General features: G+C 36.7%; 26 protein-coding genes. 24 read left to right on the top strand and 2 right to left on the bottom strand.

From position 1 onward, the window contains the following. The first annotated feature begins 2 nt into the window (after positions 1–2). The 3 genes from LDK52_RS09665 to coaD are packed head-to-tail and all read left to right on the top strand — an operon-like array spanning position 3 to position 2,487. Positions 3–1,421, top strand: coding sequence for a hypothetical protein (locus LDK52_RS09665; RefSeq protein WP_277585752.1), 1,419 nt, complete (start codon positions 3–5; stop codon positions 1,419–1,421). A 15-nt stretch (positions 1,422–1,436) separates the two neighbouring features. Beyond that, positions 1,437–1,994 (top strand): 16S rRNA (guanine(966)-N(2))-methyltransferase RsmD, encoded by a 558-nt coding sequence (gene rsmD, locus LDK52_RS09660; protein WP_277585751.1) that lies wholly within the window; start codon positions 1,437–1,439, stop codon positions 1,992–1,994. 10 nt (positions 1,995–2,004) lie between these two features. Then, on the top strand, positions 2,005–2,487 hold the full coding sequence (gene coaD, locus LDK52_RS09655) for a pantetheine-phosphate adenylyltransferase (protein ID WP_277585750.1): 483 nt from the start codon (positions 2,005–2,007) through the stop codon (positions 2,485–2,487). 109 nt (positions 2,488–2,596) lie between these two features. Here the strand turns inward: coaD and LDK52_RS09650 are convergent, their stop codons facing one another. After that, a complete protein-coding gene (locus LDK52_RS09650; RefSeq protein ID WP_277585749.1) occupies positions 2,597–3,472 on the bottom strand; it encodes a hypothetical protein in 876 nt (291 codons plus the stop codon). A gap of 95 nt (positions 3,473–3,567) precedes the next feature. Between LDK52_RS09650 and LDK52_RS09645 the strand changes: the two genes are divergently transcribed. After that, positions 3,568–4,614 (top strand): SepM family pheromone-processing serine protease, encoded by a 1,047-nt coding sequence (locus LDK52_RS09645; protein WP_277585748.1) that lies wholly within the window; start codon positions 3,568–3,570, stop codon positions 4,612–4,614. A 1-nt stretch (position 4,615) separates the two neighbouring features. On the opposite strand, the gene LDK52_RS09640 is transcribed toward LDK52_RS09645, so the two are convergent. Continuing rightward, complete coding sequence (locus tag LDK52_RS09640) at positions 4,616–5,833, bottom strand: nucleotidyltransferase (RefSeq protein WP_277585747.1); 1,218 nt, start codon at positions 5,831–5,833, stop codon at positions 4,616–4,618. Between the two features lie 124 nt (positions 5,834–5,957). Here LDK52_RS09640 and LDK52_RS09635 point away from each other — a divergent pair, with 124 nt between their 5' ends. From LDK52_RS09635 to LDK52_RS09545, 20 genes are all read left to right on the top strand, one after another. Further along, positions 5,958–6,497 (top strand): YceD family protein, encoded by a 540-nt coding sequence (locus LDK52_RS09635; RefSeq protein WP_277585746.1) that lies wholly within the window; start codon positions 5,958–5,960, stop codon positions 6,495–6,497. Between the two features lie 28 nt (positions 6,498–6,525). Next, complete coding sequence (rpmF, locus tag LDK52_RS09630) at positions 6,526–6,699, top strand: 50S ribosomal protein L32 (RefSeq protein WP_277585745.1); 174 nt, start codon at positions 6,526–6,528, stop codon at positions 6,697–6,699. A gap of 94 nt (positions 6,700–6,793) precedes the next feature. After that, entirely contained in the window at positions 6,794–7,555 is a 762-nt protein-coding gene (locus LDK52_RS09625) for an enoyl-CoA hydratase/isomerase family protein (protein WP_277585744.1), read from the top strand. Positions 7,556–7,615: 60 nt separating this feature from the next. After that, positions 7,616–8,014: a transcriptional regulator gene (locus LDK52_RS09620; RefSeq protein WP_277585743.1), complete on the top strand. Its 399-nt coding sequence runs from the start codon at positions 7,616–7,618 to the stop codon at positions 8,012–8,014. 128 nt (positions 8,015–8,142) lie between these two features. Beyond that, positions 8,143–9,504, top strand: coding sequence for an acetyl-CoA carboxylase biotin carboxylase subunit (locus LDK52_RS09615; RefSeq protein ID WP_277585742.1), 1,362 nt, complete (start codon positions 8,143–8,145; stop codon positions 9,502–9,504). Then, positions 9,501–9,713 (top strand): biotin/lipoyl-containing protein, encoded by a 213-nt coding sequence (locus LDK52_RS09610; protein WP_277585741.1) that lies wholly within the window; start codon positions 9,501–9,503, stop codon positions 9,711–9,713. The genes LDK52_RS09615 and LDK52_RS09610 overlap by 4 nt, the downstream gene beginning before the upstream one ends. A gap of 15 nt (positions 9,714–9,728) precedes the next feature. Next, entirely contained in the window at positions 9,729–11,270 is a 1,542-nt protein-coding gene (locus LDK52_RS09605) for an acyl-CoA carboxylase subunit beta (protein ID WP_277585740.1), read from the top strand. A gap of 764 nt (positions 11,271–12,034) precedes the next feature. Next, positions 12,035–12,925, top strand: coding sequence for a 2-dehydropantoate 2-reductase (locus LDK52_RS09600; protein WP_277585739.1), 891 nt, complete (start codon positions 12,035–12,037; stop codon positions 12,923–12,925). After that, complete coding sequence (locus LDK52_RS20105; RefSeq protein ID WP_407081808.1) at positions 12,891–13,295, top strand: DUF3397 family protein; 405 nt, start codon at positions 12,891–12,893, stop codon at positions 13,293–13,295. The genes LDK52_RS09600 and LDK52_RS20105 overlap by 35 nt, the downstream gene beginning before the upstream one ends. A 107-nt stretch (positions 13,296–13,402) precedes the next feature. Continuing rightward, complete coding sequence (bshC, locus tag LDK52_RS09595; RefSeq protein ID WP_277585738.1) at positions 13,403–15,019, top strand: bacillithiol biosynthesis cysteine-adding enzyme BshC; 1,617 nt, start codon at positions 13,403–13,405, stop codon at positions 15,017–15,019. Between the two features lie 729 nt (positions 15,020–15,748). Further along, a complete protein-coding gene (gene mraZ / locus LDK52_RS09590; RefSeq protein ID WP_277585737.1) occupies positions 15,749–16,180 on the top strand; it encodes a division/cell wall cluster transcriptional repressor MraZ in 432 nt (143 codons plus the stop codon). 44 nt (positions 16,181–16,224) lie between these two features. Next, a complete protein-coding gene (rsmH, locus tag LDK52_RS09585) occupies positions 16,225–17,175 on the top strand; it encodes a 16S rRNA (cytosine(1402)-N(4))-methyltransferase RsmH (RefSeq protein ID WP_277585736.1) in 951 nt (316 codons plus the stop codon). Beyond that, the gene (gene ftsL, locus LDK52_RS09580) at positions 17,176–17,544 is read left to right on the top strand and encodes a cell division protein FtsL (RefSeq protein ID WP_277585735.1); all 369 of its coding nucleotides are present in this window, start codon (positions 17,176–17,178) and stop codon (positions 17,542–17,544) included. 35 nt (positions 17,545–17,579) lie between these two features. Continuing rightward, positions 17,580–19,745, top strand: coding sequence for a penicillin-binding transpeptidase domain-containing protein (locus LDK52_RS09575; protein ID WP_277585734.1), 2,166 nt, complete (start codon positions 17,580–17,582; stop codon positions 19,743–19,745). A gap of 101 nt (positions 19,746–19,846) precedes the next feature. Further along, the gene (locus LDK52_RS09570) at positions 19,847–21,715 is read left to right on the top strand and encodes a penicillin-binding transpeptidase domain-containing protein (RefSeq protein WP_277585774.1); all 1,869 of its coding nucleotides are present in this window, start codon (positions 19,847–19,849) and stop codon (positions 21,713–21,715) included. A gap of 45 nt (positions 21,716–21,760) precedes the next feature. Further along, positions 21,761–22,732: a phospho-N-acetylmuramoyl-pentapeptide-transferase gene (mraY, locus tag LDK52_RS09565; protein WP_277585733.1), complete on the top strand. Its 972-nt coding sequence runs from the start codon at positions 21,761–21,763 to the stop codon at positions 22,730–22,732. Position 22,733: 1 nt separating this feature from the next. Beyond that, positions 22,734–24,089, top strand: coding sequence for a UDP-N-acetylmuramoyl-L-alanine--D-glutamate ligase (gene murD, locus LDK52_RS09560; RefSeq protein WP_277585732.1), 1,356 nt, complete (start codon positions 22,734–22,736; stop codon positions 24,087–24,089). 55 nt (positions 24,090–24,144) lie between these two features. After that, the gene (locus LDK52_RS09555; RefSeq protein WP_320415359.1) at positions 24,145–25,194 is read left to right on the top strand and encodes an FtsW/RodA/SpoVE family cell cycle protein; all 1,050 of its coding nucleotides are present in this window, start codon (positions 24,145–24,147) and stop codon (positions 25,192–25,194) included. A gap of 1 nt (position 25,195) precedes the next feature. Continuing rightward, the gene (locus LDK52_RS09550) at positions 25,196–25,984 is read left to right on the top strand and encodes a cell division protein FtsQ/DivIB (protein WP_277585731.1); all 789 of its coding nucleotides are present in this window, start codon (positions 25,196–25,198) and stop codon (positions 25,982–25,984) included. Beyond that, on the top strand, positions 25,971–26,696 hold the full coding sequence (locus LDK52_RS09545) for a DUF881 domain-containing protein (RefSeq protein ID WP_277585730.1): 726 nt from the start codon (positions 25,971–25,973) through the stop codon (positions 26,694–26,696). The genes LDK52_RS09550 and LDK52_RS09545 overlap by 14 nt, the downstream gene beginning before the upstream one ends. Positions 26,697–26,710: the final 14 nt, after the last annotated feature.

The following is a 26,710-nucleotide window of genomic DNA, read 5'->3' as shown; positions in this document are numbered from 1 at the left end:
CTATGAAATTTGTTTTAAGTTTTTTATGCCTATTGCTTGTTGTCACTAATAGTGTCCTACTTTTGTTTCAATATGATGCTTACTCCTCTGGATTAGAAGAGGATGGACAAGCTTTCCTTTATGAACAAGAAGTGGAAATGAAAGTAAAGAAGGATAAAATTGTTATTAAACAACATTTTACCAATATACCAAATGAACAAGTTACAGTATTATGGCCGATTATTAGTGAGAATAGAAGCTGTGATTTAGATGCTAATGATAGCTGTAACCGGCTAACAGAGGATATGACAACGCTTAATGCAGGTGAAAGCGCTAAACAGAGCATTTCCTATGAAATACCTTTAGTAGATGGACTAACAGATGGTCAATTAATCGAAAACTTCTTAGTTAAACTTGACGAGGGAGGGGTCTCTCTCACTTCACTTCATATAACAGATGAAGTGAAAAGAGGAGGTATGTGGGTTTCTGGATTACCTGTAATAGGTAAAACTTCTCTTGAGTTAATCGATTATACACTTTCAGTTGGTGCCGGGGATGTTCAAGAACTGTATTGGCAGCAAGAGGTATTACCAGTTCAGTATGAGGACGATCATTTCACAATCTACGCATCTAATACTTTATCCGATGAAGTCACTAACTTACTTGGGGAGTTAGATTTTACTAATAACGAGCATTTAGCTGTACTTTTTGAGGACAATAGAAATAGTATTGATGCTTCTCGCATTGCATTTATACAACAAGAGGATATTGCTTCTATACAACAGGAGCTAATCATCAAGAATATACAAGCTCAATTTGGTTTAACTCAAGACGACCAGCAGATTGCAGAGGTTCTAGCTAGCTTTTTGTTGAAAATACCTGTTGGTTCAACAAAGTCCATCTGGATGTATGAAACGGTAACTAACTATTTAACAGCTGATCAACGACTAGAATTTCAAACTACTTTACTAAACAATAAACAAACAACTGCAGCGAAGTTTGATGAGATATTGACCAATACAATCGATTTAAAAACTTCCTTCTTTGTGCTGAATGAACAAGCAGGGGCAGAAAACTTCCCATTATTATTTGAAGATTATAGACCTGTATACATCAATGAGTTACGGCATGAAGAGATGAAAATTCTATTCAAAGATAGCAAGGTTTTATATGCTGCAGAACCATTGTTAACTACTTTGGGATATACGCTTAACGATACAGACAAGGGCTTATATGTTCAAAATGAAACGAGAGCATTTCGTTTTCCGATTCAGGAACCATTTTATGTATTGAATAAAAAAAGATTTGATGCCCAATCGGTACCATTTGAAGTTATTGGATCACAACTATATATTGAAGAAGCGTGGATGATACGGTTGTTTTTATTGAATATTGAAAAACAAGACAAACGTATAAATATTGCACAATCCGCACTATTTTAGGATTGGAGTTTAGATATGAGAGTTATTTCAGGTTCGAGAAAAGGACTGCCATTAAAAGCTGTCCCGGGGACAAATACAAGACCTACAACAGATAAAGTAAAAGAGTCCATATTTAATATGATTGGACCTTACTTTGATGGAGGTATTGCCGTAGACCTCTTTGCAGGTAGTGGCAACTTAGGGATTGAATCCTTGAGTAGAGGTATTGATACATGTATCTTTATCGAAAAGGATCCAAAAGCTATACAAACGATTAAAGACAATTTGTTGAAGTGTCGCCTAGAAGATTCAGGTGAAATTTTCAAAGCGGATGCTACAAGAGCAGTAAAAGCTTTTGGAAAAAGAGAACTTAAAATAGACCTATTATTTGTAGATCCTCCATATAACAAAATAATGTATTATGAATTAGTTCAGGCATTAGTAGATAAAGGGTGTTTGAGTGATAATGCCATCATTGTTTGTGAGCACGAGAAAAATGTCACACTTGAAAATTCCTATGGTCACTTTGAATTAATAAAAAAAGAAATATATGGAGGTACGGTTATCTCTATTTATCGTTGTCTTAAAGAATAGGAGAATTAAATTGGGAAAAATAGCTGTCGTTCCAGGAACATTCGATCCAATTACTAATGGACATTTAGATATTATTAATCGAGGGGCATCTATTTTTGAAGAGGTTTTTGTCGTTGTGTTGAATAACTCTTCCAAAAACCCACTTTTTTCCGTTGAAGAAAGAATGCAATTGATCATAGATGCGACTTCTCATTTGCCAAATGTCAAAGTCCAAACATATTCCGGCTTATTAATGGATTATGCTGAAAGTGTAAATGCAAGTGCTATTATTCGTGGTTTACGTGCGGTCTCTGACTTTGAGTATGAAATGCAAATTACGTCAATGAACCGAGTACTAAATGATAAAATAGAAACATTTTTTATCATGACCAAAAATCAGTATTCTTTCTTAAGTTCAAGTATCGTTAAAGAAGTAGCAAGGTATGGCGGTAAAATAGAGGAACTTGTGCCACCTCATGTTGAAAAAGCATTAAAAGAAAAATATAATACATAACAACCAACGTAGAACCTCGTCATTCACTCGAGGTTCTTTTTTATGCCGTTTAATGGATAGTTATGTAAAAATGGCTAGTCAACATGTATTCGCACTGTAGGCGAAGTAATTATAAGAAAAATAAAATCGGAATGATCAGCATGTGTAGAAAGCGAAATAGAATATATTTGCGAATGGGAATATTTGCTTTCTGTGCAAGTACAATTATTTGCATATGAATACTTATCCCACTAAAAGCAATAATACTAGCAACTATAAAAGGTAAGAACATGGAGCCAGATAACATTTCCCCAGCTAGGCTAATCCCACCAGTCATTTCAAATAGAGATGCAACAAAAACTAGAAGGATAGGTGAAATATTCGGTAGAACTTCTTTGACGGTTTCAAACACGATAAAACTTACAGTAGTAAAAAATATGACAGTAGTACCAATTAGCAATAATATTTGATAGGTCTCTTTAATACTTTCCTGGAAAGGTGAATCAGAAGACTTTTGAACATGCATATTTTCATGGATAGGGGGAGATAAAATGATGAATACTAATAAAAACACCAAATTCACTGCATGGATAATAAGCAAAAGTTTTATACCCGCAATTTCAGCATGGAAGATTTCAATCCCCACAAACCCTATAACAAACATTGGACTAGGGGCATGGCATATGGCTAACAACCAACTTGCATTGTTCTTATTTAAAGTACCTAAATCTTTTAGCGAGGCTATAACTGCAGCACCACTAGGAAACCCACCTATAGCACTTAGTAAATAGACATTAAAGTACAATTTAAACTTATTCGTCGTAATTAAAAAAGAGTTTTGAGAGCGAATAAATAGCTGCGTTATGACTAAGTAAGGCAGTAAATAAGGCAGTAGAGCAGTGGTGAAAATCCTCATACCTTCTACTGCACCTTTGTGTGCAATGCCGGGCTGTAAAAATAAAAGGATTATAAGTGCCCAACTTCCAATTGTTATCAGCCTATGCAATAAAATTCATCCTTTGTTCACAAATATTTTGTCAGAAAAAAATGGAAGTGATAAACTAATATTCAAATGTGTTGTAGAAAGAGAGGGATATTTTGATGAAGAAGAGAAATCCTATAGTCCTTCTTTTCATAGTAGTGATAGTTTTAGCATTAGGTTTCTATCCAATGGATTCTTATATTTCTAAACCAGGTGGTGCATACAAACTAGATCCGTTTGTAGAAGTAGATGGTGGGGACCAAGATGACGAAGGTACACTGAGTCTCCTTACAATTGCTCTAGCGAAAGCTACACCACTAACTTACGCCTATGCCAAAATGACGGATAATCAAAAAATTTATAAAGTAAATGAAATTCGTCATGAGGGGGAAGATGAAAAAGAATATAATGTTCGTCAATTAAAGCTTATGTCTAATTCTCAATTTAATGCTATTTCAGTTGCATTTGACCGAGCAAATAAGCCCTATACTGTATCAAATAACGGAATATTTATTTTTAATGTGGTAGATGAAAGTGCGGCTGACGGAGTATTAGAGGCTGGCGATAAAATTTTACAAATGGATGATATCGGAGATTTAACGGAAGAGTCTATTAGAGCCTATCTTGCTGGCAAAGTAGAGGGGGATATTATTCGTTTAAAGGTTGAGCGTGATGGGAAACAGGTCGATAAAGAAGTATCCCTTAAAACGATTCCTGGAGTGCTTGAAACGCCGGGTATCGGTATTAGCTATACGGCGGACAAAAAAGTTGAAACGACACCAACTGTACACATAAACTCCGAAGATATTGGAGGGCCATCTGCTGGTCTTATGTTCACTTTAGAAATTTTGAATCAGTTACTACCAGAAGATATTACAAAAGGCTATAATATAGCCGGAACTGGGGAAATGGGGGCAGATGGAACAGTTGGCAGAATTGGTGGGATAGATTTAAAAGTGATTGCTGCGGACAATAAAGACATGGAAATAATGTTTGCTCCTGATGATGATATTGACCCAACTGTTCTGGCAAATAATCCAGGACTTCTATCTAATTATGAGGAAGCCTTAAAATCAGCAAGAAAAATAGGTACGAATATGAAAATCGTACCTGTGAAAACGATTGATGATGCGCTTGCTTATCTAGATCAATTAGAGCCAAAATAAACTATTTTTGAATAATAGGATTAGTACGGAAATCACTGCCAACCATACTTTTGCCATACGAAGTCTGTAAGCCTAAGTAATATAGGTCGGCAGCTTTTATATCTAATTGCAACTGTTTATCATTTTTACTTGCGGCTACTCTACTAATAAGAGGGAGCTGCAAGTCTTTTTTTATGCTCTGCAAATAAGCCTGTCCATTCTTGCTCATTGCTAAAGGTCTGATATAAGTGGGGAAATGAATATCGCGTAATTGGCTCCAAGTAAAATCTGTGTAGATATGTGTTAGCATTCGTTGAATCCTTGTCCATGTAAAGCGCTTTGATTTTATTTGCTGCATAAATGATTCAAAGTTGCTATGTGTCAGTGCTGCTTTCCAAATGGCGTTTTCCATTCCCTCGGTAATCTCTGCGATTTGAGATAACTTTTCCTTGGATGAGCGAAGTATAAGTAATCGAAGCGTCGGATAAAACAGTTCCCAGCTCCCAAAAGAAAAGTGGGTACTTTCCCATTCCTTTAAACTTTCTAAGCTGGTACTAGGCATATAAGTATTTACCTCTGAAAGCTTTTGACCTTCAAATAGTAATTTGCGAATACCAGTTGCGCTAGCTATTGTTTCACTATTGCTAGCATCATCATGATAATTTGCGACGATACGTTGAATTGTTTCAGGTCGAATTTTACTATTTAACATATTTGCAGCCTGTATATAATGATAACCTAATATATTATTCGGTTTGGATAGATCTACTAATCGGATGGTAGTGTCTTTAGAAACTTCGCTGTACGCTTCATTTAATGCTTTAGGATAACTCATACCTTTTTTCATATTACTTGCAATGGCTGTATTATAATCGTCTTTTTTGGTCAATAATAGATTATATGTTTGTTGAAATGCTTCTAATGAACCTTCTTCACTACCGAAACAAAAGGAATGGCATTTTAAAGCATCTAATAAGAAAATAGCGCCTTTAGCAAAATCACTTGCTTGTGCTGTAGCAAATGCATAAGGAAGTTCAATTACTAAATCAACACCCGCATCTATGGCCATTTTGGCGCGAGTCCATTTATCAACAAGTGCTGGTTCTCCGCGCTGTAGAAAATTACCAGACATGACGGCAATGACAATATCGCTATTCGTTTTTATACGGGTTTGCTGAAGGTGATGCAAATGACCGTTATGAAATGGATTATATTCTACAACAATTCCAGTCGCTTTCATCTTTAAACCAAATCCTTTCTTTCATGTAAGTATAATGTTATTATAATGGAGTGACAAGAAATTATCTTGACATCTAAATTCAGTCATTATATAATCAACTTTGTTGTCTTGAGGTGATAATCGTATGAAATGGGCAATTCATCAGCTATCTAAATATCGTGAGAACGGACTAACTTTAGATGAATTCGTGGAACTCGAAAACGTGCAGAAGCGGAACCAGGACGTTCGAAGAATTTCACCCGTTCACGTAAAAGCGCACTGTACTTTTGGTGCAGCGCAAATGACTTGTCACTTTCAGCTTTCAGGAACTCTTATTTTACCGTGTGCACGCACATGGGAAGATGTAGAATTTCCATTTGAGATTGAATCTGATGAAATCTTCAACTGGTCAGAGTCAGCACAAACTACTGCAAGAGGGTATGATAATTTTCATGTTGTAGAAGGTGATGTCGTTAATGTTGACCCAGTTCTAGAAGAATTAATTCTTTTAGAAATTCCATTGCAAGTGTATAAAGAAGGTGCAGACCAATTTAGACATGAGGGTGGAAATGGTTGGAGTTATGCAGTAGACGAAGAACTCAAAGAAGTGCAGAAAGATGAACAACCAAAAGTAGATCCAAGACTTGCTGATTTAGCTAAGTATTTTGATCAAACAGACGAATAAATAATAGATCTGTAAGGAGGTGCCACCTATGGCAGTACCAGCTAGAAGAACTTCTAAAACTGCAAAAAGAAAACGCCGTACGCATATTAAGTTATCCGTACCTGGTATGGTTTCTTGTTCAAATTGTGGTGAAATGAAATTGGCTCACCGTATTTGTAAATCTTGCGGCCAATACAAAGGGAAAGAAGTATTGAGCAAATAATTCAGTATTTGTTCCTTAAAAGACTACCAAAGAGACCATGGCTCTTCGGTAGTCTTTTTTTCTATATATATTTTCTATAAGGGGTGTCAAAGAGATGGATTACACGATAATAAAAAGAGAAGAAATAATTATATTCGAAATAAATAGATCTGCTATTCATAATGCGATAAACATGGAAGTCATAGAAGGATTTAAAGAGTTAGTACATACAGTAAAAAAGGATAGTTCGATAAAACTAGCAGTAATTACAGGAGCAGGAGAGAAGTCTTTTTGTTCAGGTGGGGATTTGTCAGTTCTACATAAGGTGAAAACAGAGCGAGAATCATTTGAAATGTTAAGTGACACAGCAACTATTTTATATGATGTTGCTACATTGCCCATTCCAACTATTGCATTAGTAAACGGTACCGCAGTAGGCGGGGGGTGTGAGATTGCGACTTTATGTGATTATCGTTTAGTAAAGAAAGAGGCAAGATGTGGATTCATTCAAGGAAAGTTAGCAATCACTTCTGGCTGGGGCGGAGGAACTTATTTATGGGAAAAAGGGATGCGCCAAGACCATACTCTCCAAATGCTTACAGAAGCGGTTCCCTATTCATCTGACAAACTCCAAGCAATTGGTTGGGCAACGGAAGTTTTTGAAGGAAATAAATACGATGCACTAAAAGTATTTATCGAACAAATGATTATGCCACATGAGACTGTGTTAAAAGCATACAAAATGCAATTAATTCGTAAGTGGGAGCAGTCGAAATTATTTGAACGAATTATAGAAGAGGTAAGAACCTGTTCCGTATTATGGGAGCAAGAAGCTCATCATCAAGCAGTCGATTCATTTTTATCTAAAAAGAAGTAATATAAGAGTCTATTTGTACCCACTTTGCATATATTAATAAAAAAGCAAAGGGTGATCCAGATGAACGAAAAATTGAGAAAAGATAGTTGGACCGAGGAAGAAGATAATCTTCTAAAAGAAATAATATTGAACAAAATAAATGGAGGCCACACGCAAATTTCTGGTTTTCAGGAAGCTAGTGTATTATTAGGAAGATCTAAGCAAGCATGTGCATTTCGCTGGAATAAAAATCTTCGCCCTCAAATTATTAAAAAAGAACAAAAGTCAACCTCTTATTCTACTAAAGAATTTGCCGATTCTTCTTCCCTTCAAAACCATTTGCAACTGGCAATGGAAAGTTATGATGATATGAAGCATTCTTACGATGAGATTTCAAGTGCATATAATTTGTTGAAAAATGATTATGAACAGCTTTTAAATTGGGTCAAACAAGGTATTACACATATTGAACGCAAATAAAAGAAGCCTTTTTTTGGGCTTCTTTTGCTGTTTAAAAATTATAAGAAATAATTTTAGTTGAAATCGCTTTCATAATTCGTATAGACTAATATAGATGGGGAAATGTTTCAAATCGAGGGGGATGTAATTTGAAGAAAGTTTTAATCGCTAATAGGGGAGAAATAGCTAGACGTATTATTCAAACATGTAAGAGATTAAATATTGAAACCGTGGCAATCTATTCCGAAGCAGACAAAGATTTACCTTATGCGAAAGAGGCAGATTATGCTTTTTTGATAGGACCTAGTCAGGTTCAGCAATCATACTTAAAAATAGATGATATTATTGCACTTGCAAAAAGGGAAAAGGTGGATGCGATTCACCCAGGATACGGATTTTTATCCGAGAATGCTGAATTTGCTCGTAAGGCAGAGGCTGAAGGTATTATCTTTATCGGTCCAAAGCCAGAAACAATGGAAAAAATGGGAGATAAAATTGAGGCAAGAATTACGATGATTAATGCAAACGTTCCGGTTGTTCCTGGAACGGAAGAAGGACTTGCTTCTGTAGAGGATGCAATAGTAGCAGCTGCTTCAATTGGATATCCAGTCATGCTTAAAGCAAGTGCTGGCGGCGGTGGTATTGGAATGATTCGCTGTGATGATGAAGCGACGCTTGTGAAAAATTTTGTGTCGATTAAAACACGAGCGCAATCCTATTTTGGTAGTGATGTCGTTTTTCTTGAAAAATTTATAGATTCTTCTAGACATATTGAAGTGCAAATTTTTGGGGACATGCATGGAAATATCGTTCATTTATTCGAACGGAACTGTTCTGTTCAGCGTAGAAACCAAAAAGTGATGGAAGAGGCACCTTCTCCAAACTTTCCACAGGAAGCTAGAGAAAAATTATGGGAAGCAGCTGTGAATGCAGCGAAAGCAGTAAACTATGTAAATGCCGGAACAGTTGAATTTATCGTAGATCATAATCATCAGTTTTATTTCTTAGAGATGAATACTAGATTACAAGTGGAACATCCAATTACGGAAGCTATCACGGGGTTCGATTTAGTGGAATGGCAGTTAAAGGTTGCTGCTGGGGAAGAATTACCTGTGAAAGATCAATCTTCGATAAAATCAAACGGACATGCGATAGAATTTAGAATATATGCGGAGGATCCAAAATCATTTTTTCCATCACCTGGAACGATCACTTTACAAAGTTGGGAAACAGAAGAGGATATTCGAGTAGATGCGGGTTACGCGGAAGGCGACAAAGTCACGCCTTTCTATGATCCGATGATTGCTAAAGTTATTGTCCATGCAGAAAATAGGGAATTAGCGATAGAGTCTGCACAAAAAGTATTTTCTTCTGTTAAAATAGAAGGTGTGAAAACAAATATCCCACTATTCCAACAGTTTTTGGAAGATGAGAGTTTTACAAGTGGTGCATATTCAACATCCGTTTTAGGGGAATGGATGAACAAACAAAGGGAGGAAGTTTCCAAATGAAAAATTTAGAATCGAATATGGCAGGAACAGTATTTACAGTAAATGTAGCAGTTGGAGAAGAAGTATCAGCTGGACAAGTTGTAATGGTGTTGGAGTCCATGAAAATGGAGATTCCAATGGAAGCAGAAACAGCAGGGAAAATTGCAACAATTAATGCTAATGAAGGCGATTTTGTAAATGAAGGCGATGTTCTAGTGACGTTTGAATAGAGGGGGCTTTAAACCGTGGGAGAAACAAAAGGGTATAATGATAGACTAGAAGAAAAGCTAGCAACGATTTATTCGGGTGGACATGCAAAGTATCATGAAAAAATGAAAGAACAAAATAAATTATTTGTGCGTGATCGTTTAGCGTTACTTTTCGATAATGGGGAATATATCGAGGATGGTCGCTTTGCGAATGTAGAAGCAGGAGATTTGCCAGCAGACGGAGTTGTAACTGCTACGGGTAAAGTAAATGGACAAACCGTTTGTGTTATGGCAAATGATTCCACTGTGAAAGCTGGATCATGGGGATCTCGTACAGTTGAAAAAATTATTCGTATTCAAGAAATAGCAGAAAAGAATAGAGTGCCAATGTTGTACCTAGTAGACTCAGCTGGTGCACGTATTACCGATCAGTTAGATATGTTTCCAAATCGCCGAGGAGCAGGGAGAATATTTCATAACCAAGTAAGACTTTCTGGTTTTATCCCACAAGTTTGTCTATTATTTGGTCCTTCTGCTGCAGGAGGAGCCTATATACCCGCTTTTTGTGATGTTGTCTTTATGGTGGAAGGAAATGCCTCTATGTATCTAGGTTCACCTCGAATGGCTGAAAAGGTAATTGGTGAAAAGGTTACACTGGAAGAAATGGGTGGAGCTCGCATGCATTGTACGGTAAGTGGTGTGGGTGATGTGCTTGTTTCTACAGAAGAAGAAGCAATTTCTGAGGCTAAACGCTACTTAAGCTTCTTCCCAGCGAATTACACCGAGAAACCGAAACAAGTTGAACCAAAGGCTATTAAAGAAGGTAGAACATTGGAAGAAATTATTCCAGAAAATCAAAATGCACCATTTAATATGTATGAAGCAATTGATGCACTAATCGATGAAGGGACCTTCTTTGATGTGAAGAAGCTATTTGCTCCTGAGTTAATTACAGGATTAGCGCGAATTGATGGCCGAGCGGTAGGGATAATTGCCAATCAACCAAAAGTTAAAGGTGGAGTGCTCTTTGTAGATTCTGCCGATAAGGCGACTAAGTTTATTTCACTTTGTGATGCATTTTCCATACCGCTATTATTCCTAGCTGACGTTCCTGGATTTATGATAGGAACGAAAGTAGAGCGAGCAGGTATTATTAGACATGGAGCGAAGCTGATTGCCGCGATGAGTTCTGCAACAGTCCCAAAAATATCTGTCATTGTCCGTAAAGCATATGGAGCAGGTTTATATGCTATGGCTGGTCCTGCGTTTGAGCCAGATGTGTGCATCGCCTTACCTACAGCTCAAATTGCTGTAATGGGACCAGAAGCGGCAGTTAATGCAGTGTATTCAAACAAGATTGAAGCAATCGAAGATCCAAAAGAACGTCTTAAATTCGTGCAAGAAAAGCATGCGGAATATAAAGAAGAAATTGATATTTATAAACTTGCTTCCGAGATGATCATCGATGAAATTGTAGCACCAAGTGAATTACGCTCAGAGCTTGCAAATCGTCTACGTTTCTATGAAGATAAACAAATAGTAAATGCACCTCGAAAACATCCGGTGCTTCCTGTATAATAATTTTAACGCTAAGGTCTACCTCTGAGGTAGACCTTTTTTAAAAGAAAAGAGAGTATATAAAATTGTACCGTGTAGACTGTGTTTTAAAGGTGAAAGAAGAATAAATAATACTACTGATTTGCGTTTCAGGTGGAGGAACAAAGGCTAAGAGCGCCACATCTCAAAAGGAAGGCAATCTAAGTTCGCCGCGTCCTGCGGCAACGATTGCATAACCCACCTCCTGTGGGCCTCCGGGGGGTGAACGATGAGCTATCACCGTCGCTGTGATAGCTCATCAGTCTCACTCATCCCGCCGGAGTCGCCACCTTTCACTACAATTAATATAATGTGTAGTACTCAACTATTAGATATAGCTCAGTATATCGCTTAGATGATAAGAGTAGTAAATTTATATAGTGATAGACGGTCTGCTGATTTAGGGATACTATTCTGTAAGGAAGGTTGAAGAAAGTAGATTTTCTTTTTCCAAAATCCCTTTCAGCCTTACTTATTTTATAGCAAAACACGTGTATTTAGGTGGTTTTATATCCAATTATTCGATTATTTAAAGTGGATATAATGGTTTGGAGCGCAGGGCGGCGACTCCAGTGGGGATAGTGCGAGCTGAAGACCCTGGACTGAGCGTAAGCGAGGGAAGCGGCTGAAGCCGTGCCCACGGAAAGCGTCCGCTCAGAGCGGAAATCAATGGCATGTCTACATTTTATTTTTAAAGAACCGGGCGTCTTTATGCCTGGTTTTCTTAGAACTCAGGGGTGATATTTATGAATATTGGGATTGTTGGTGCAGGAGCAATTGGGCTACTATTTGGCACTAAGTTATCGGAATCAGGTCATGACATTACTTTTTTAGTCCGAGAAACTAGTAAAGTTAAGCGATTCTACATAGAAAAAAACACGGGAAATCCGGAGCGAATTGCTTGTGATATCGTTTTGGATATAGCAGATTTAAAACAGATGGATCTTATTGTTATTGCCGTGAAATACCATCATCTACCACAATTAGAAGACCAGATAAATTCTTTACCACTGCATATTCCACTTCTATTTATACAAAATGGTTTATCACATATAGCCTTTCTAGAGAAATTAAAACAAGAAACAATTATGCTAGGATCTGTGTTACACGGTGCAACGAAAAAAAACAACGCTACAGTTCAACACTTAGGAATAGGTCCAACTTATATTGGGCCTTATAAAGGGGAATGGTCTTCCATTCATAATTTTATAAAAAGTAATAACGACCAATTCCCATTAATTTTAACCAAAAATATGGAGCAAATACTTATAAAGAAAGCCATGCTAAATTGTTTGATCAATCCTTTAACTACTATTGCTCGTGTACCTAATGGCGAGCTTATCAAAAATGATTCTTACAAAGTTATTTTGAGAAGTATGTACAATGAAATGATAGAAGCGTTTGTGGAATGGAAAGATAGACTAACGTGGGATGAAGTTGTAGCACTGTGTGAGAATACTGAGTTCAATCGTTCTTCTATGCTTAAAGACTACGAGAATGGTCGAATGATGGAGTTAGGCACAATAGTAGGAGCTATTTTAGAAATGGCAGCTCAAAGACAGCAAACGTTGCCTATTTTACGTTCTTTTTATTTATTATTAAGTGAAAAGAATAAAGAAGGTGAGTACAATCGTTAATGTTCTTTCGGTTTTCGTTATATATCCAGTAGTTGTTTTCTTATTGGTATTTCTTTTTTGTACATTTTTCCGCCTAAAAAGAAAAAAAACAATTGGAATAGCAGCTGATATATCAACATTCTTTTTATATTTTTCCATTACTAATTTATTTTCTTTCTTTTTCTTAAAAGAGATTGCTTGGTATCTCGTTATTTTTTCCATTATCCTAGCAACTATTATCACGATTCTAGAATGGCGTAGTAAAAAAGAAATAGAAGTAATCCCTTTGTTAAGGAAAATATGGAGATTATTATTTCTTTTATTATGCTTTACATATGCGTTTTTATGGTTATTCGGAGTTATCAGATATGTTTTAAGTTATATAAGCTAATAATTTTCACACTTAAATTGTAAGTGATATACTCTTAAAGTATTTAAAATGATAGCTTTGGTGATTTTTCACCAATTGAAATTGAAAATAACAGAGGTGGAAAAAACGTGCGATTAGAGCAATACACACAACCATTCGCTTCCTCATTTTATAAGAAATATTTAGAAGATGTAACTAATTTATCTTCTTTCTTTCATTATGAATGGAATCAAAAAGCACTTACTAAAAGGATTCAAGAAGCTGATTTTAGCAAACATAAAAGAACTGAACTTGCGGAAGTAATCACTTCATATATGAGTAAATATGGAATTTCAGCAAAGAGTAGTCAACATATAGATGAACTCAGAAACAATGGTGTCGTAGTAATAGGAGGGCAGCAAGCAGGGATTCTTTCAGGGCCACTGTATTCAATCCATAAAGCAATTTCCGTTATTGCGATGGCAAAACAACAAAGAGAAGTACTTGGAGTACCTGTTATTCCTGTTTTTTGGATTGCTGGCGAGGATCATGATATTGACGAAATTAATCATGTATACATAGAAAGAAGCCGAACGCTACAAAAGCTAGTGTATCCGGAAAAGTCTAGAACTAAGAAAATAGCATCCGAATCCACATTTGACCTGCAACTCATGGATAGCTATTTAGATGAAATTTTCAAAAGCCTACCAGAATCCTTATACACAAAAAATCTTCAATCAAAGGTTTTAGAGCTTTTAGAAAATAACTTAACGTATACAAGCTTTTTTACAGCATTGATGAACGAACTTTTTCAAGAGGAAGGTTTACTATTACTAGATGCTGCATATGAACCATTAAGAAAGTTAGAGAGTGATTATTTCCAATTACAAATTCTACATGCTTCAGAAATAGCGAAGGTTGTATTTGAACATGAGGATAAAATGCAACAAGAGGGGTTTGGCACTCCAATTCAAGCAAAAGAATCAGCTGCCCATTTGTTTTACGTAGAAGAGGGCGAACGTTTCTTATTGGAAAGAGTGAACGATCAATTTATTCATGAAGTAAAGGGACTCTCATTTACATTAGATGAAATGATGGAAATTGCTAGAGAACATCCTGAAAAGTTAAGCAATAATGTAGTGACTAGACCTATCATGCAAGAAATGGTCTTTCCGGTGTTAAGTTTCATAGCTGGACCTGGTGAGATTGCTTATTGGGGTACACTTAAAACAGCATTTGAGCTTTTTGATATGAAAATGCCAGTTCTTATGCCACGAATTAGTATTTCGATAGTCAATGCAAAAATGCAATCCTTACTAGAAAAGTTATCCTTTACTATCGAAGACGTGTGGAATGGAACTGTGCAAGATGCTAAATTGAATTATATTAATTCTAATCGTAACGAACAAATTCCTCATTTGATTGAAAAAATGAAAGAGGATCTTATAGAAAAGTATGACAAGTTGGAGCAACTATTAGTGACCGATGGGTTGAAGTTATCTCCATTACTGCAAAAGAATTTAAAAAACCATGAAAAACAGCTGAAATTTATCGGTAATACAGTAGAAGATACATTCTTAAGTAAGTTAGATGCGACCACTAATCGCTATGATCGTATTAGTATGAATCTCATTCCAAACGGTGGTCTGCAAGAACGCACATATACACCGATTCAATTGTTAAATGAGTATGGTCCATCTCTGATTCAACAACTATTAGAGGTTCCATATGAATTTAACGGTAAACATCATGTAATTTATCTATAATTTTCACTCCTCACTTTCAATAGTGGGGATTTTTTTATGAAAAAGTATAAAAAAATATAGAGTGAACACCGAAGTTCACGGGACTTAGAATAATTCTACTGATTTCCGTTACAGGTGGACGCGTTCCGCGGGGTGAGCGATGAGCTATCACCGTCGCTAGCGCGTCGCTGTGATATCTCATCTGTCTCACTCATCCCGCCGGAGTCGCCACCTTTCACTACAATCAATTAAGAGAGTAGTAAACGCCATAAGATTACCAAAAAAAAGGGATGTTAGTTGGTTATGACGGATATCACAACCAACTAACATCCCTTAAAATTCACTCGGCAATCATATAGCAAAACATCTGTCCAAAGCCCTTCGAAAACGAGAGAAATAGGTTTTGAACTTTTGTCCAGTTTTTTTATGTGAAAATGCTGCTTGTGCTCTATAAAATCCACTTTTCCAACTAACAACAAGAAACGTTACACTTCCCCCCACTTTTTCATGTTTGGACCCATTTTCTGAGCGATTTCTTCCCCATTTTTTGAAAAGGTGTAATAAACACATAAAAACACTCCAACTTTTACACGTCTTAAAGTTCTAGAATACTTTGTTGAAATTGCTAGAAATCCTGTCTCAACAAGTACTATTTACGCATTTTAAAGAAATAATGCCCCTTTTTTTAAAAAACGGTGGAGGAAAGTGGGGCGATGTGGTATGTTATTGACATAAAGTGGGGTGAGTAGCATGTTCATGGGCGAATATCAACATAATGTTGATGCGAAGGGACGGTTAATAATTCCTTCTAAATTTCGAGAGCACTTAGAAGATAGTTTTGTCTTAACGCGTGGTCTTGATAATTGTCTATTTGGTTATCCTATGAATGAATGGCGAAAACTCGAAGAAAAACTGAAAGAACTACCCGTTACGAAGAAAGATGCTCGTGCATTTACTCGTTTTTTCTTCTCCGGTGCATCCGAAGTAGAAATAGACAAACAAGGTCGTATCAACATTCCAACTAATCTCCGTAGCTATGCAAAAATGGATAAGGAATGTATTGTCCTTGGGGTATCGAATCGACTTGAAATTTGGGCTAAAGATGCTTGGGAAAATTATTATACGGAATCTGAGGATTCGTTCAATGATATTGCAGAAAATATGATTGGCTTTGATATTTAACTTAATTCATCTCAAAGTGAATCTGATTATGAGGAGTGAGAAGCTTGTTTCATCACACAACCGTATTATTAAAAGAGACAGTAGATGGTCTAGCTATTCGTCCTGATGGAGTCTATGTGGATTGCACACTAGGTGGAGCAGGGCACAGTGAATATTTAGTACAACAATTAAATGAAAAAGGTAGACTTATTTGTTTTGATCAAGATATGACGGCAATTGAAAATGCCAAGCTAAAACTAGCGCCATATTTAGATAAAGTCACATTTATACATGCTAATTTTCGTTATTTAAAAGATGAGCTTCACCAAATTGGTGTTGAAAAAGTGGATGGTATTTTGTATGACTTAGGTGTATCATCACCACAGTTAGATACGCCAGAGCGTGGATTTAGCTACAACTACGATGCACCACTAGATATGCGAATGGATCAAACAAGTGAGTTAACTGCTTATCATGTAGTCAACGAGTGGCCATATGAAAAACTACTTAAAATATTTTTCCGTTATGGAGAAGAAAAGTTTTCAAAACCTGTAGCACGTAAAATTGAAAAAGCTAGAGAAATTGAACCAATTTCTACAACTTTCCAACTCGTGGAACTTATAAAAGAGGGCATTCCAGCAGCTGCTAGACGAACTGGTGGACATCCTGCAAAACGCATCTTCCAAGCAATCCGAATTGCTGTAAATGATGAATTAGGAGCAGCAGAAGACTCTCTAGAAGATGCAATTAAGCTTATAAAAGTGGGAGGAAGAGTAAGTGTTATTACCTTCCATTCTTTAGAAGATAGGCTAACTAAAACAATTTTTAAAGAAGCATCTTCTTTACCGGATTTACCACCAAACTTACCAGTGATTCCTGCAGGTATGGAGCCGATGTTAAAAATGATTACAAGGAAACCGATTGTCCCGTCAGAAGAAGAATTGGCGGTTAATAATCGTTCCCGTTCAGCTAAGTTACGTATTGTGGAAAAATTAATCGAAAAGGGAAGTGTCTAAATGGCTTTACGCAAACAGCAGTCACAATCATACATACCACGCCCTTCTTACACTGAACAACCACATGTAAAGAAGCAGGCGAACAAACGTAATAATCTAATCTCTCGGGGAGAAAAAATTCTATTAGTTGGATTACTAGCTGTAGTTACCGTTTTGTCTTTAATGATTATTCAAACGGAAACCGCTGTGAGAGCAACTACTACCGACATTTCGATGATGGAAAAGGAAATTGACTCTTCAGCAAAAACGAATACTGACTTATCAGTACAAGTAAGTGAATTATCTACCTATGATCGCATTTGGAAAAAGGCGGAAGAGCTCGGTTTGAAACTGAATGAGCAAAACGTAAAGGTAGTGCCAGGACAATGAATAAGAAATTTCGTTTTCAATGGGGAGCCTTTCTAATGTTTTTACTATATGGAGGGCTCTTTTTTTTATTACTTAGTCGTTTTGTGTTTATACAGGTTACGGGCACAGCCGAAGGCCAGGAATTAACAGCGAGGGCAGAAAATAAATATAAAAGAGAACAAATTCTTCAAGCGAGTAGAGGGAAAATAGTGGATCGCAATGATGAGGTTATTGCGCAGGATACACTTAGTTACAAAATGATTGCTGTGATCAGTCCAAGTGCTTCAGGTAATAGTAGTGTAGATAGACATGTTAGTGATCCAGTAAAGACTGCTAAAATATTATCGAATTATATAGATATGTCAGAACAAGAGATTGTAACTTTACTAGAAAAAAATATAAAAGCAGAGAGATACCAAGTAGAATTTGGAAAAGCAGGTAGGGATATAAGTAACAAAGTAATGGAAGAGATTAAAAGTAACAATCTACCTGGAATAATTTTCATAGAGGATTTGAAAAGATTATATCCTAATGGTCAGTTTGCTTCGCATTTGATAGGTTTTGCTCTAAAAGAGGAGAAGGAAGATGGGACAGCTGAACCTGTCGGGAAAATGGGACTTGAATATATTTATGATGAAGCGCTAACCGGTACTCCCGGAAAAGTTGAATTCAAGAGTGATACGAAAGGTTTTTTACTGCCGAATGCTGAAAAAATGGTGACGGAGGCAAAGAATGGCCTTGATATACACCTTACGTTAGATAAAACCATTCAAAACTTTCTGGAAGAAGCGATGAATAATGTGCAAGAAAAATATGAACCAGAACGGATTACGGCTATTGTAGCAGATCCAAAAACTGGGGAGATTTTAGCTATGTCCCAACGCCCTACCTTTGAACCGAATACACGAGAAGGATTATCCACTAACTGGTTAAATGAAGTAACAGAGCAGACAGTTGAACCAGGATCTACCTTCAAGATATTCACATTAGCCTCTGCAATCGAAGAGGGAGTATGGGCACCTAATGCTACGTATAAATCTGGATCTTTCAAAATATACGATTCAACGATTCGTGACCATAACGTAGTAGGGTGGGGAAATATCTCCTATTTAGAAGGTTTTCAACGTTCATCTAACGTTGCTATGGCTTACTTACTCAACCAAATTGGAGAGAAAACATTCAATGAGTACATGAAACTCTTTGGATTTGGACAGAAGACGGGCATAGATCTTCCAAACGAAGCAACTGGAATTATAGCAGACTCTGGACCTGTTGAACGGATTACTACAACATATGGTCAGGGAACAACTGTTACACCTATACAAATGGTGCAAGGTATGACTGCTATAGCAAATGAAGGTAAAATGATGCAACCCTTTGTTATTGATAAAATTGTCGATCCAAATACAAATGAAGTAGTACAGAATCATAAAAGGACTGAAAAGAAATCTCCTATTTCTGCAGAAACTGCACAACAGGTAAAAGAAATACTGGCAAGTACCGTAACATCAGAAATAGGTACTGCCAAGAAATTTAAGTTAAATGGATATACGTCAGCTGGTAAAACTGGTACTGCCCAAATTTCAAAACCAGGTGGTGGTTATTACTGGGGGAGAAACGATTTCCTCTATTCTTTCATAGGGATGGCCCCAGTGGAGGATCCGCAGTTAATCGTGTATATCTTGGTTCATCGACCTAATTTGGAGTTAACAGAATCGGGTTCTGATACAACATCAGAAATTTTCAACACAGTAACAGAAAGAAGTTTGAAATATTTAAATATCGAGCCTGAGAATTTAGAGCTTGCAAATCCAATTGAAATGCCAAATGTAATTGGTGAAGATATGATAGAAAGTCAAAGTAAACTAGAGGCTCAAGGGTTAAAAACAGTAATTATTGGTCAGTCAGATAAAGTAGAAGAACAGTATCCAGAGGCTAATACTTCCACTATTTCAAATAGCACAGTTTTTATAAAGGGACAGGGAGATATCCAATTACCTAGCTTTAAGGGATGGTCAAAAAGAAATGTCATGATTTATAAATCAATGTCTAAGCTACCTATTGAAATTGTTGGAGAAGGATTTGTCACAGAACAGAGTTTGACTGGAGGATCGATTGTAACAGCGGATACTCCGATCGTAATAAAACTTGCAACTCCAAAGGAAGTAACGAACATGGAAAAAAATGAAGAAGAATTAATAACGGATTTACCTCAGGACTAAAAGAGTAAGAGAATAGTTAGAGCCATTTTCTCATAAGTTATCTAAAACGGACTAAAGGGGATTTGGCAATTTCTAAAATAAATCAAATTGTGCGCCTTCGAATGATATGGATTATGATTATTATTTTATTCTTATTGGTACTTTTCAAATTAGTTCAACTTCAATTTTTCCGATTTGATGAGCTTACAACCAAAGCGAAAGAAAGCTGGGACAGAGAACTACCATACGCATCACTACGTGGGAATATCTTGGATCGTAATGGAGAAGTAATCGTAGGAAATAAGCTAGCACCAACATTATTTTACATGCCATCTCAAAATGATGATCCTGAGCAGGTAGCAGCAGAAATTGGGTCATTAATTGGTATGGACAAAAGTAAGCTTTTGGAGCAAATAAACAAACGAGCCTACTTGGTGAAAATTGCACCAAAAGGGAAAAATATCTCTAGTGAACTAGCAATGGAAATACAAGACAAGAATATTAAAGGATTGTATGCAGGAGTCGACTATATAAGAGACTATCCATATGGTAATATGTTATCTAGATTAGTAGGTTTCACAGGATATGATGCACAAGGCCTTGCTGGAATTGAGTATCAATATGATTCTATCTTAAAAGGCAAATCATCTGCCGTTCGAATGTTTACTGACGCAAAAGGAGTACCACTCCCGCATGTCGACGATGGTTGGAAAAATGGAGTAAAAGGTAATCATGTTCAGCTAACAGTAGATTTAGATATTCAAAAAGTAGTAGAACGTGAGCTTACGCAAGCGATGCAAAAGTATGAGGCAACCCAAGCGATTGCCATTGTTATGAACCCGAAAAACGGTGAAATATTAGCACTTGCTTCTGCTCCCAATTTCGATCCATCGACATACCAAGAGGTGGACTCTACTATTTATAACCGGAACTTACCAGTTTGGATGACCTTTGAACCTGGGTCCACTTTTAAGATTATTACATTAAGTGCGGCATTAGAAGAGAATGTAGTAGACTTAGAGGATGATCACTTTCATGATATAGGTTATACCATGGTCGAAGGGTCTAGGCTCCGTTGCTGGAAACGACAAGGACATGGAAACCAAACATTCTTAGAGGTTGTTGAAAATTCTTGCAACCCTGGTTTCATTGAGTTAGGAAAAAGAGTGGGTGCAGATAAGTTACAAGAATACATACGTAACTTTGGATTTGGTGAATCTACAGGATCAGGGATGGCTGGGGAATCCACGGGTATTCTATTTAGTAAAGAAAACTTTGGACCAGTGGAACATGCTACAACATCTTTTGGCCAAGGGATTTCTGTCACTCCTATTCAACAAGTGCAAGCTGTGGCTGCGGCAGTTAATGGTGGTTACCTGTATAAACCATATATTGTAAAAAATACAATAGATGGAGAAACAAACGAAATATTATCAAGTAGCGAGCCAGAGATGAAGCGCCGAGTGATTAGTGAGGAAACTTCAGCTATTGTAAGAGACGCCTTGGAACACGTGGTTGCAGAAGGATCAGGTAGAAACGCTTATCGCGACCAACTTCGGATTGGTGGTAAAACAGGTACTGCACAAAAAGTTCAAAACGGCAGGTATATGGAAGGGGAATACATTGTTTCCTTTATCGGTTTTGCACCTGCAGATAATCCGGAACTTATTGTTTATGTTGCCATTGATAACCCAAAACATAGTACTCAATTTGGTGGAGTCATTGCAGCACCTATTGTTGGTCAAATTTTGGAGGATTCCCTGAAGACAAAAGGTAGTGGCACCCAACTGGAAAAAGAGTATAGATGGGGAGATGTAGAACAAGTTCGTACACCAAATCTTGTGGGAACGAAAAGAAAGGAAATCACGTCCTATATGTATCCCTTCAGTATTGTTTGGCATGGTGATGGAGACGAAATAATATCTCAGCTACCAAAAGAAAATGGACTCATCCCATTAGATGGAACGATTCATGTATACACAAATAAATAAAATACTACATTCATTATAGTTGGTCGTATTTAAGGAGATTTTTTCATGACATTATCTACAACGGTTATTACACTTACAGTAAGTTTTTTACTCTCTGTTATTCTTGCTCCAATTGTTATTCCTTATTTAAGAAAAATGAAATTTGGTCAGAGCATAAGAGAAGAAGGGCCTCAGTCGCATCACAAAAAGGCAGGTACTCCTACAATGGGAGGATTAATCTTCTTAACTTCCATTATTATTTCAACACTTGCTCTTTCATTTTATTTTGATAAGTTAACGACTCAGTCAATTGTTTTGTTAGTTATTCTGGTAGGTTTCGGTGTTATCGGTTTTTTGGATGATTTTATAAAAGTCGTGTTGAAAAGAAACCTAGGTTTAACTTCTATTCAGAAACTAATTGGTCAAATTCTTATTGCAATACTTGCTTATATATTACTAAAGCAAGGCCCATTTGATACATTCTTAGAAATACCATTTACACAAATCGATCTTCCTTTAGGGCAATTTTATATTGCATTCCTAATATTTTGGCTAGTAGGATTTTCAAACGCAGTCAATTTAACAGATGGCTTAGATGGTTTAGTAGCAGGAACTGCAACGGTTGCCTTTGCGACATTCGGTGTACTTGCACTTGCTTATGAACAAACAGATATAGCCATTTTTACGTTTAGTGTTTCAGGTGCACTTTTAGGATTTTTATTGTTCAACAAAAATCCTGCTAAAGTGTTTATGGGAGATACAGGTTCTCTAGCATTAGGTGGAGCACTTGCCATGGTATCTATTCTAGTTAAACAGGAATTGTTATTACTTCTAGTAGGGATAATTTTTGTTGTTGAAACGTTGTCGGTAATATTGCAGGTAATAAGTTTTAAAACAACTGGAAAACGTATATTCAAAATGAGCCCGATTCACCATCACTTTGAACTATCGGGGTGGAATGAGCGTAAAATAGTTACCGTCTTTTGGGCAATAGGTTTTATAGCTGCAATGATTGTAGTCTGCTTGGAGGTTTTGTAATATGAAAAAATTACCGATTGTATATCATAAAAAAATACTCGTTTTAGGATTAGCTAAAAGTGGTACTGCAGCTGCAGAAACTCTTCATGATTTAGGAGCTTTTGTTACTGTCAATGATTCAAAGCCATTCGAGCAAAATGAAAACGCGCAGTATTTGTTATCCAAAGGGCTAACTGTTATTTGTGGAAGTCACCCGGAAGATCTATTAGACGAAGGTTTTAGTCTAATCGTCAAGAATCCTGGGATACCTTACACAAATCCAGTCATTGAAGAGGCAAACAAAAGGGGAATTCCTGTTTGGACTGAAGTAGAGCTAGCTTACCGGATTAGCGACGCTCCAATGATCGGAATTACAGGCTCAAATGGAAAGACTACGACGACTACCTTAATATTTGACATGCTTGCAGCAGCCAATAAAAAACCGAAAATAGCTGGAAATATAGGTACGGTCGCAACTAGTGTTGCAAGAGAAGCAACAGCAGATAATATTATCGTAACCGAATTATCCTCATTCCAACTCATGGGTACCGAAGAGTTAAAGCCTAAAGTTTCTGTATTACTTAACTTATATGAGGCGCATTTAGATTATCACAAGGATTTTCAAGAATACACAGACGCAAAATTTAAAATTACTCAAAAACAAGATGCCACCGATTGGCTAGTTTTTAATGGGGAGCAGCAAATTGTTCAGGACTATGCCCAAAAGAGTATGGCATCAAAAGTACCTTTTTATGTAAGTAGTAAAACTAAAGAAGGTATTAGTGCGGATGATTTATTTGTTTACTGGAACGGCAATCCTTTGTTTGAACGATCGATTATTGCCTTGCGGGGTAAACATAATTTAGAAAATGTATTAGCTGCAACGGCTACCGCATTGTTGATGAATTGTTCTGTAGAGGCTATTATACAAGTGCTATCGACGTTCCATGGAGTTAAGCATCGGACTCAGTTCATCAGGGAATGGAAGGAACGCAAGTTTTATAATGATTCAAAAGCTACAAATGCACTTGCTACGAAAAGTGCTTTGGAGGGATTCACGGAGCCAGTTATATTAATAGCAGGTGGTGTGGACCGTGGACATTCATTTGACGAATTAATACCATACCTAGATCGTGTGAAAGCGTTAGTCCACTATGGATCAACTAAAGATCGATTGCAGAACTTTGGAGAAGCGCAGGGAATATCTTCAGTAGTTAGCGCTCAGACATTAGGAGAAGCATTTGAAATGGCAATAGCTGCATCAGAAGAAGGGGATATTGTATTACTATCTCCTGCTTGTGCAAGTTGGGACCAATACGAAAGCTTTGAAATACGTGGAGAAGAGTTTATCGAGCGAGTTATTTCTTTAGAAGAATAATGAAAGGATGACCTAAACGAAAGATACAAAAAAAGTTATTTTCCTATCTTCTGTATTGTTTTTATCCATCATTGGTATATTCTTTGTCCATTCAGCAGGTTCCTATTGGAGCGAAGTCCACTATAAAGGGCAAACGCCATTTGCGTTAAAACAAGCAGCATATTTAGTTGTAGGGATTGTTGGAGCCTATATTATTCAAAGGTCGAGCATCATACGCTCAGATAATTTTTGGAAAGGGTTATACGTAGTTGCAATCCTTTTACTAATTGGTGTATTGATCCCTGGTATTGGAGTAGTTCGAAATGGGTCTCAAAGTTGGATATCACTTGGATTTATGAACTTTCAACCAGCTGAGTTAGCTAAAATAGCTGTTTTAGGAGTTTTAGCTAGCTCTCTCACAAATGAAAAAAAGTCTAGGAAGAAAATGTATATTCAAAGTGCATTCCTGCTCTTATTGCCCATTGGTTTTATCATGGTTCAACCTGACTTTGGTTCAGCCTTTGTTCTGGTCGTTGCTGTTTTCTTTTTATTGTTTGCAGCAGGTCTTCCTTTTAAATTCTTCCTCTGGATAGGGATGAGTGGAATTATTGCTTTTGTATTATTAATCGTTTCAGCACCCTATAGACTTGTACGAATTCAAGCATTTTTAGATCCTTGGAACGATCCACTTGGCTCTGGCTTTCAGGCCATCCAATCATTGTTGGCAATAGGTCCAGCCGGATTATTCGGATTTGGTTATGGAAACAGCCGTCAGAAGTTTTTATATTTGCCAGAACCTCAAAATGATTTCATCTTTTCTATTCTGTTAGAAGAAACGGGTTTCATCGGGGGATTCATAATCATACTTGCATTTGTTTCTTTCTTTACAACGAGTTTTACGATGGCTGCAATTGCAAAAACACGCGAACGGCAGTTGATGATTATTGGATTTACCTCCCTGTTAGCGGTACAAACATTTCTAAATATGGGGGTAGTAACCGGTTTATTGCCAGTGACGGGAGTAACTTTGCCATTCATTAGTTATGGGGGATCTTCACTAGTGATGACATGGGGGATTATTGGAATTATTTTAAATCTAGCAACTGACAAAGAAGGGAGGCGGTAGAATGGAAAAAATCATCGATATTGAAGATCGTATACCTACACTTAAAGAGCGCAGAAGACGTAGAACAAATAAAAAATTTTCCATTCTACTTTTTCTCTTTGTTACTACATTGTTGATAGTTTTATATTTTCAATCTTCGTATAGTCAAATTCAAAAAATCACATTAACCGGTGAAAAACTAGTTCCGAAACAATTGTACATAGAGGATAGTACCTTGACTATTGGCGAATCGATGTGGAGTTTTAATGAAAGTAAAATTGAAAACCTAGTGGCAGGTAATGCATGGGTAGAATCTGTACAAGTCAAACGTGAATGGTTAACGACCGTTCACATACAGGTAAATGAATTTAAACAAATTGGTTATTTAGAAGATGAAGATTTTCTTCATATTATTTTAGAAAATGGACAGATTATTAAAACAGATGGACTAGTTATACCTAAAGATGGTCCCATTTTTAGAGATTTTAAAAATGAGAAAATTCGGTTGAGGATGATAAAAGAATTAAAAACCTTAGACAGTGAAGTATTAAGGAATATTTCTCAAATAAACTACACGCCAACGGAAAATGATGCCTATTCTATTCAAGTATATATGAATGATGGCAATGAAGTTAAGGCAATCATTCCATCATTCGGAGAGAAAATGAGTTTTTATCCGTCCATAGTTTCACAGCTGAATCCAGAAGTGAAAGGGATTATAGATTTAGAAGTTGGAACATTTTTTCAACCGTATGTAGATGTGTACAATGTCCCAATTGAGGAGGAGATTGTCGAAAATGAAGAAGACTAAACTCCTTAAAGTGCCCTCTAGAGGACTTATCACTATATCGATAGTAAGTTTAGTGTTAGGGTTTATACTTGCTTATTCTTATAGCATATCCTCTGAGGACACAAGAGAAAATGCTTCAGATGTCTCGGGGTTCCAAGAACAAGAAAAATATAGAGAAAAATTAGTAGAACAAAAAGAACGAAACAAAGAGTTAACGGAAGAAATTATTGTTAAGCAGCAAAAAATTCGAGATTATGAACATTCTTTTGTAGAAAGTGAAGAAAGTGTAGAAGAGCTAGTGGAAGAAGCAGAATTACTTCGATTATTAATTGGTGATATTCCATCTCGAGGAAAAGGTATAACTGTTTCATTGGAAGACGGGGCTTATAACCCTTCTCAAGAAAACCCAAATGATTATATCGTACATGAGAGTCATGTTTTTAAAGTGATCAATGAATTGAAAATATCTGGTGCAGAAGCAATTTCCATTAATGGTCAGCGACTTCATGCAAACTCTTATATAAGATGTACAGGCCCTGTAATTGTAGTAGATGGGAATACCTTTCCCGCCCCATTTACGATAGAAGCAGTAGGAGATCCAAAAGTATTGCTTGCTTCCGTGAATTTAGGTGGAGGCGTAGTGGACCAGCTTACTAGTGATAATATAGTGGTTACTGTTGGCGAAAAAGATTTAATAACTATGCCTGCTCTCAGGGATGATGATTATAGCTAAGTAGTGAAGGAGGC

It is taken from the genome of Psychrobacillus antarcticus (assembly GCF_029533155.1).
Taxonomy (GTDB): Bacteria; Bacillota; Bacilli; order Bacillales_A; family Planococcaceae; genus Psychrobacillus; species Psychrobacillus antarcticus.
This window is presented reverse-complemented; position numbering and strand designations above follow the sequence as displayed.

Coding starts and splice junctions, on each gene's coding strand:
- LDK52_RS09545 (WP_277585730.1), top strand. CDS start 25,971: ATGAAGAAGACTAAACTCCTTAAAGTGCCCTCTAGAGGACTTATCACT.
- LDK52_RS09550 (WP_277585731.1), top strand. CDS start 25,196: ATGGAAAAAATCATCGATATTGAAGATCGTATACCTACACTTAAAGAG.
- mraZ (WP_277585737.1), top strand. CDS start 15,749: ATGTTCATGGGCGAATATCAACATAATGTTGATGCGAAGGGACGGTTA.
- LDK52_RS09610 (WP_277585741.1), top strand. CDS start 9,501: ATGAAAAATTTAGAATCGAATATGGCAGGAACAGTATTTACAGTAAAT.
- LDK52_RS09640 (WP_277585747.1), bottom strand. CDS start 5,833: ATGAAAGCGACTGGAATTGTTGTAGAATATAATCCATTTCATAACGGT.
- LDK52_RS09570 (WP_277585774.1), top strand. CDS start 19,847: ATGATATGGATTATGATTATTATTTTATTCTTATTGGTACTTTTCAAA.
- LDK52_RS09625 (WP_277585744.1), top strand. CDS start 6,794: ATGGATTACACGATAATAAAAAGAGAAGAAATAATTATATTCGAAATA.
- mraY (WP_277585733.1), top strand. CDS start 21,761: ATGACATTATCTACAACGGTTATTACACTTACAGTAAGTTTTTTACTC.
- LDK52_RS09635 (WP_277585746.1), top strand. CDS start 5,958: ATGAAATGGGCAATTCATCAGCTATCTAAATATCGTGAGAACGGACTA.
- LDK52_RS09665 (WP_277585752.1), top strand. CDS start 3: ATGAAATTTGTTTTAAGTTTTTTATGCCTATTGCTTGTTGTCACTAAT.
- LDK52_RS09620 (WP_277585743.1), top strand. CDS start 7,616: ATGAACGAAAAATTGAGAAAAGATAGTTGGACCGAGGAAGAAGATAAT.
- rsmD (WP_277585751.1), top strand. CDS start 1,437: ATGAGAGTTATTTCAGGTTCGAGAAAAGGACTGCCATTAAAAGCTGTC.
- murD (WP_277585732.1), top strand. CDS start 22,734: ATGAAAAAATTACCGATTGTATATCATAAAAAAATACTCGTTTTAGGA.
- LDK52_RS09600 (WP_277585739.1), top strand. CDS start 12,035: ATGAATATTGGGATTGTTGGTGCAGGAGCAATTGGGCTACTATTTGGC.
- LDK52_RS09645 (WP_277585748.1), top strand. CDS start 3,568: ATGAAGAAGAGAAATCCTATAGTCCTTCTTTTCATAGTAGTGATAGTT.
- ftsL (WP_277585735.1), top strand. CDS start 17,176: ATGGCTTTACGCAAACAGCAGTCACAATCATACATACCACGCCCTTCT.
- LDK52_RS09575 (WP_277585734.1), top strand. CDS start 17,580: ATGTTTTTACTATATGGAGGGCTCTTTTTTTTATTACTTAGTCGTTTT.
- rpmF (WP_277585745.1), top strand. CDS start 6,526: ATGGCAGTACCAGCTAGAAGAACTTCTAAAACTGCAAAAAGAAAACGC.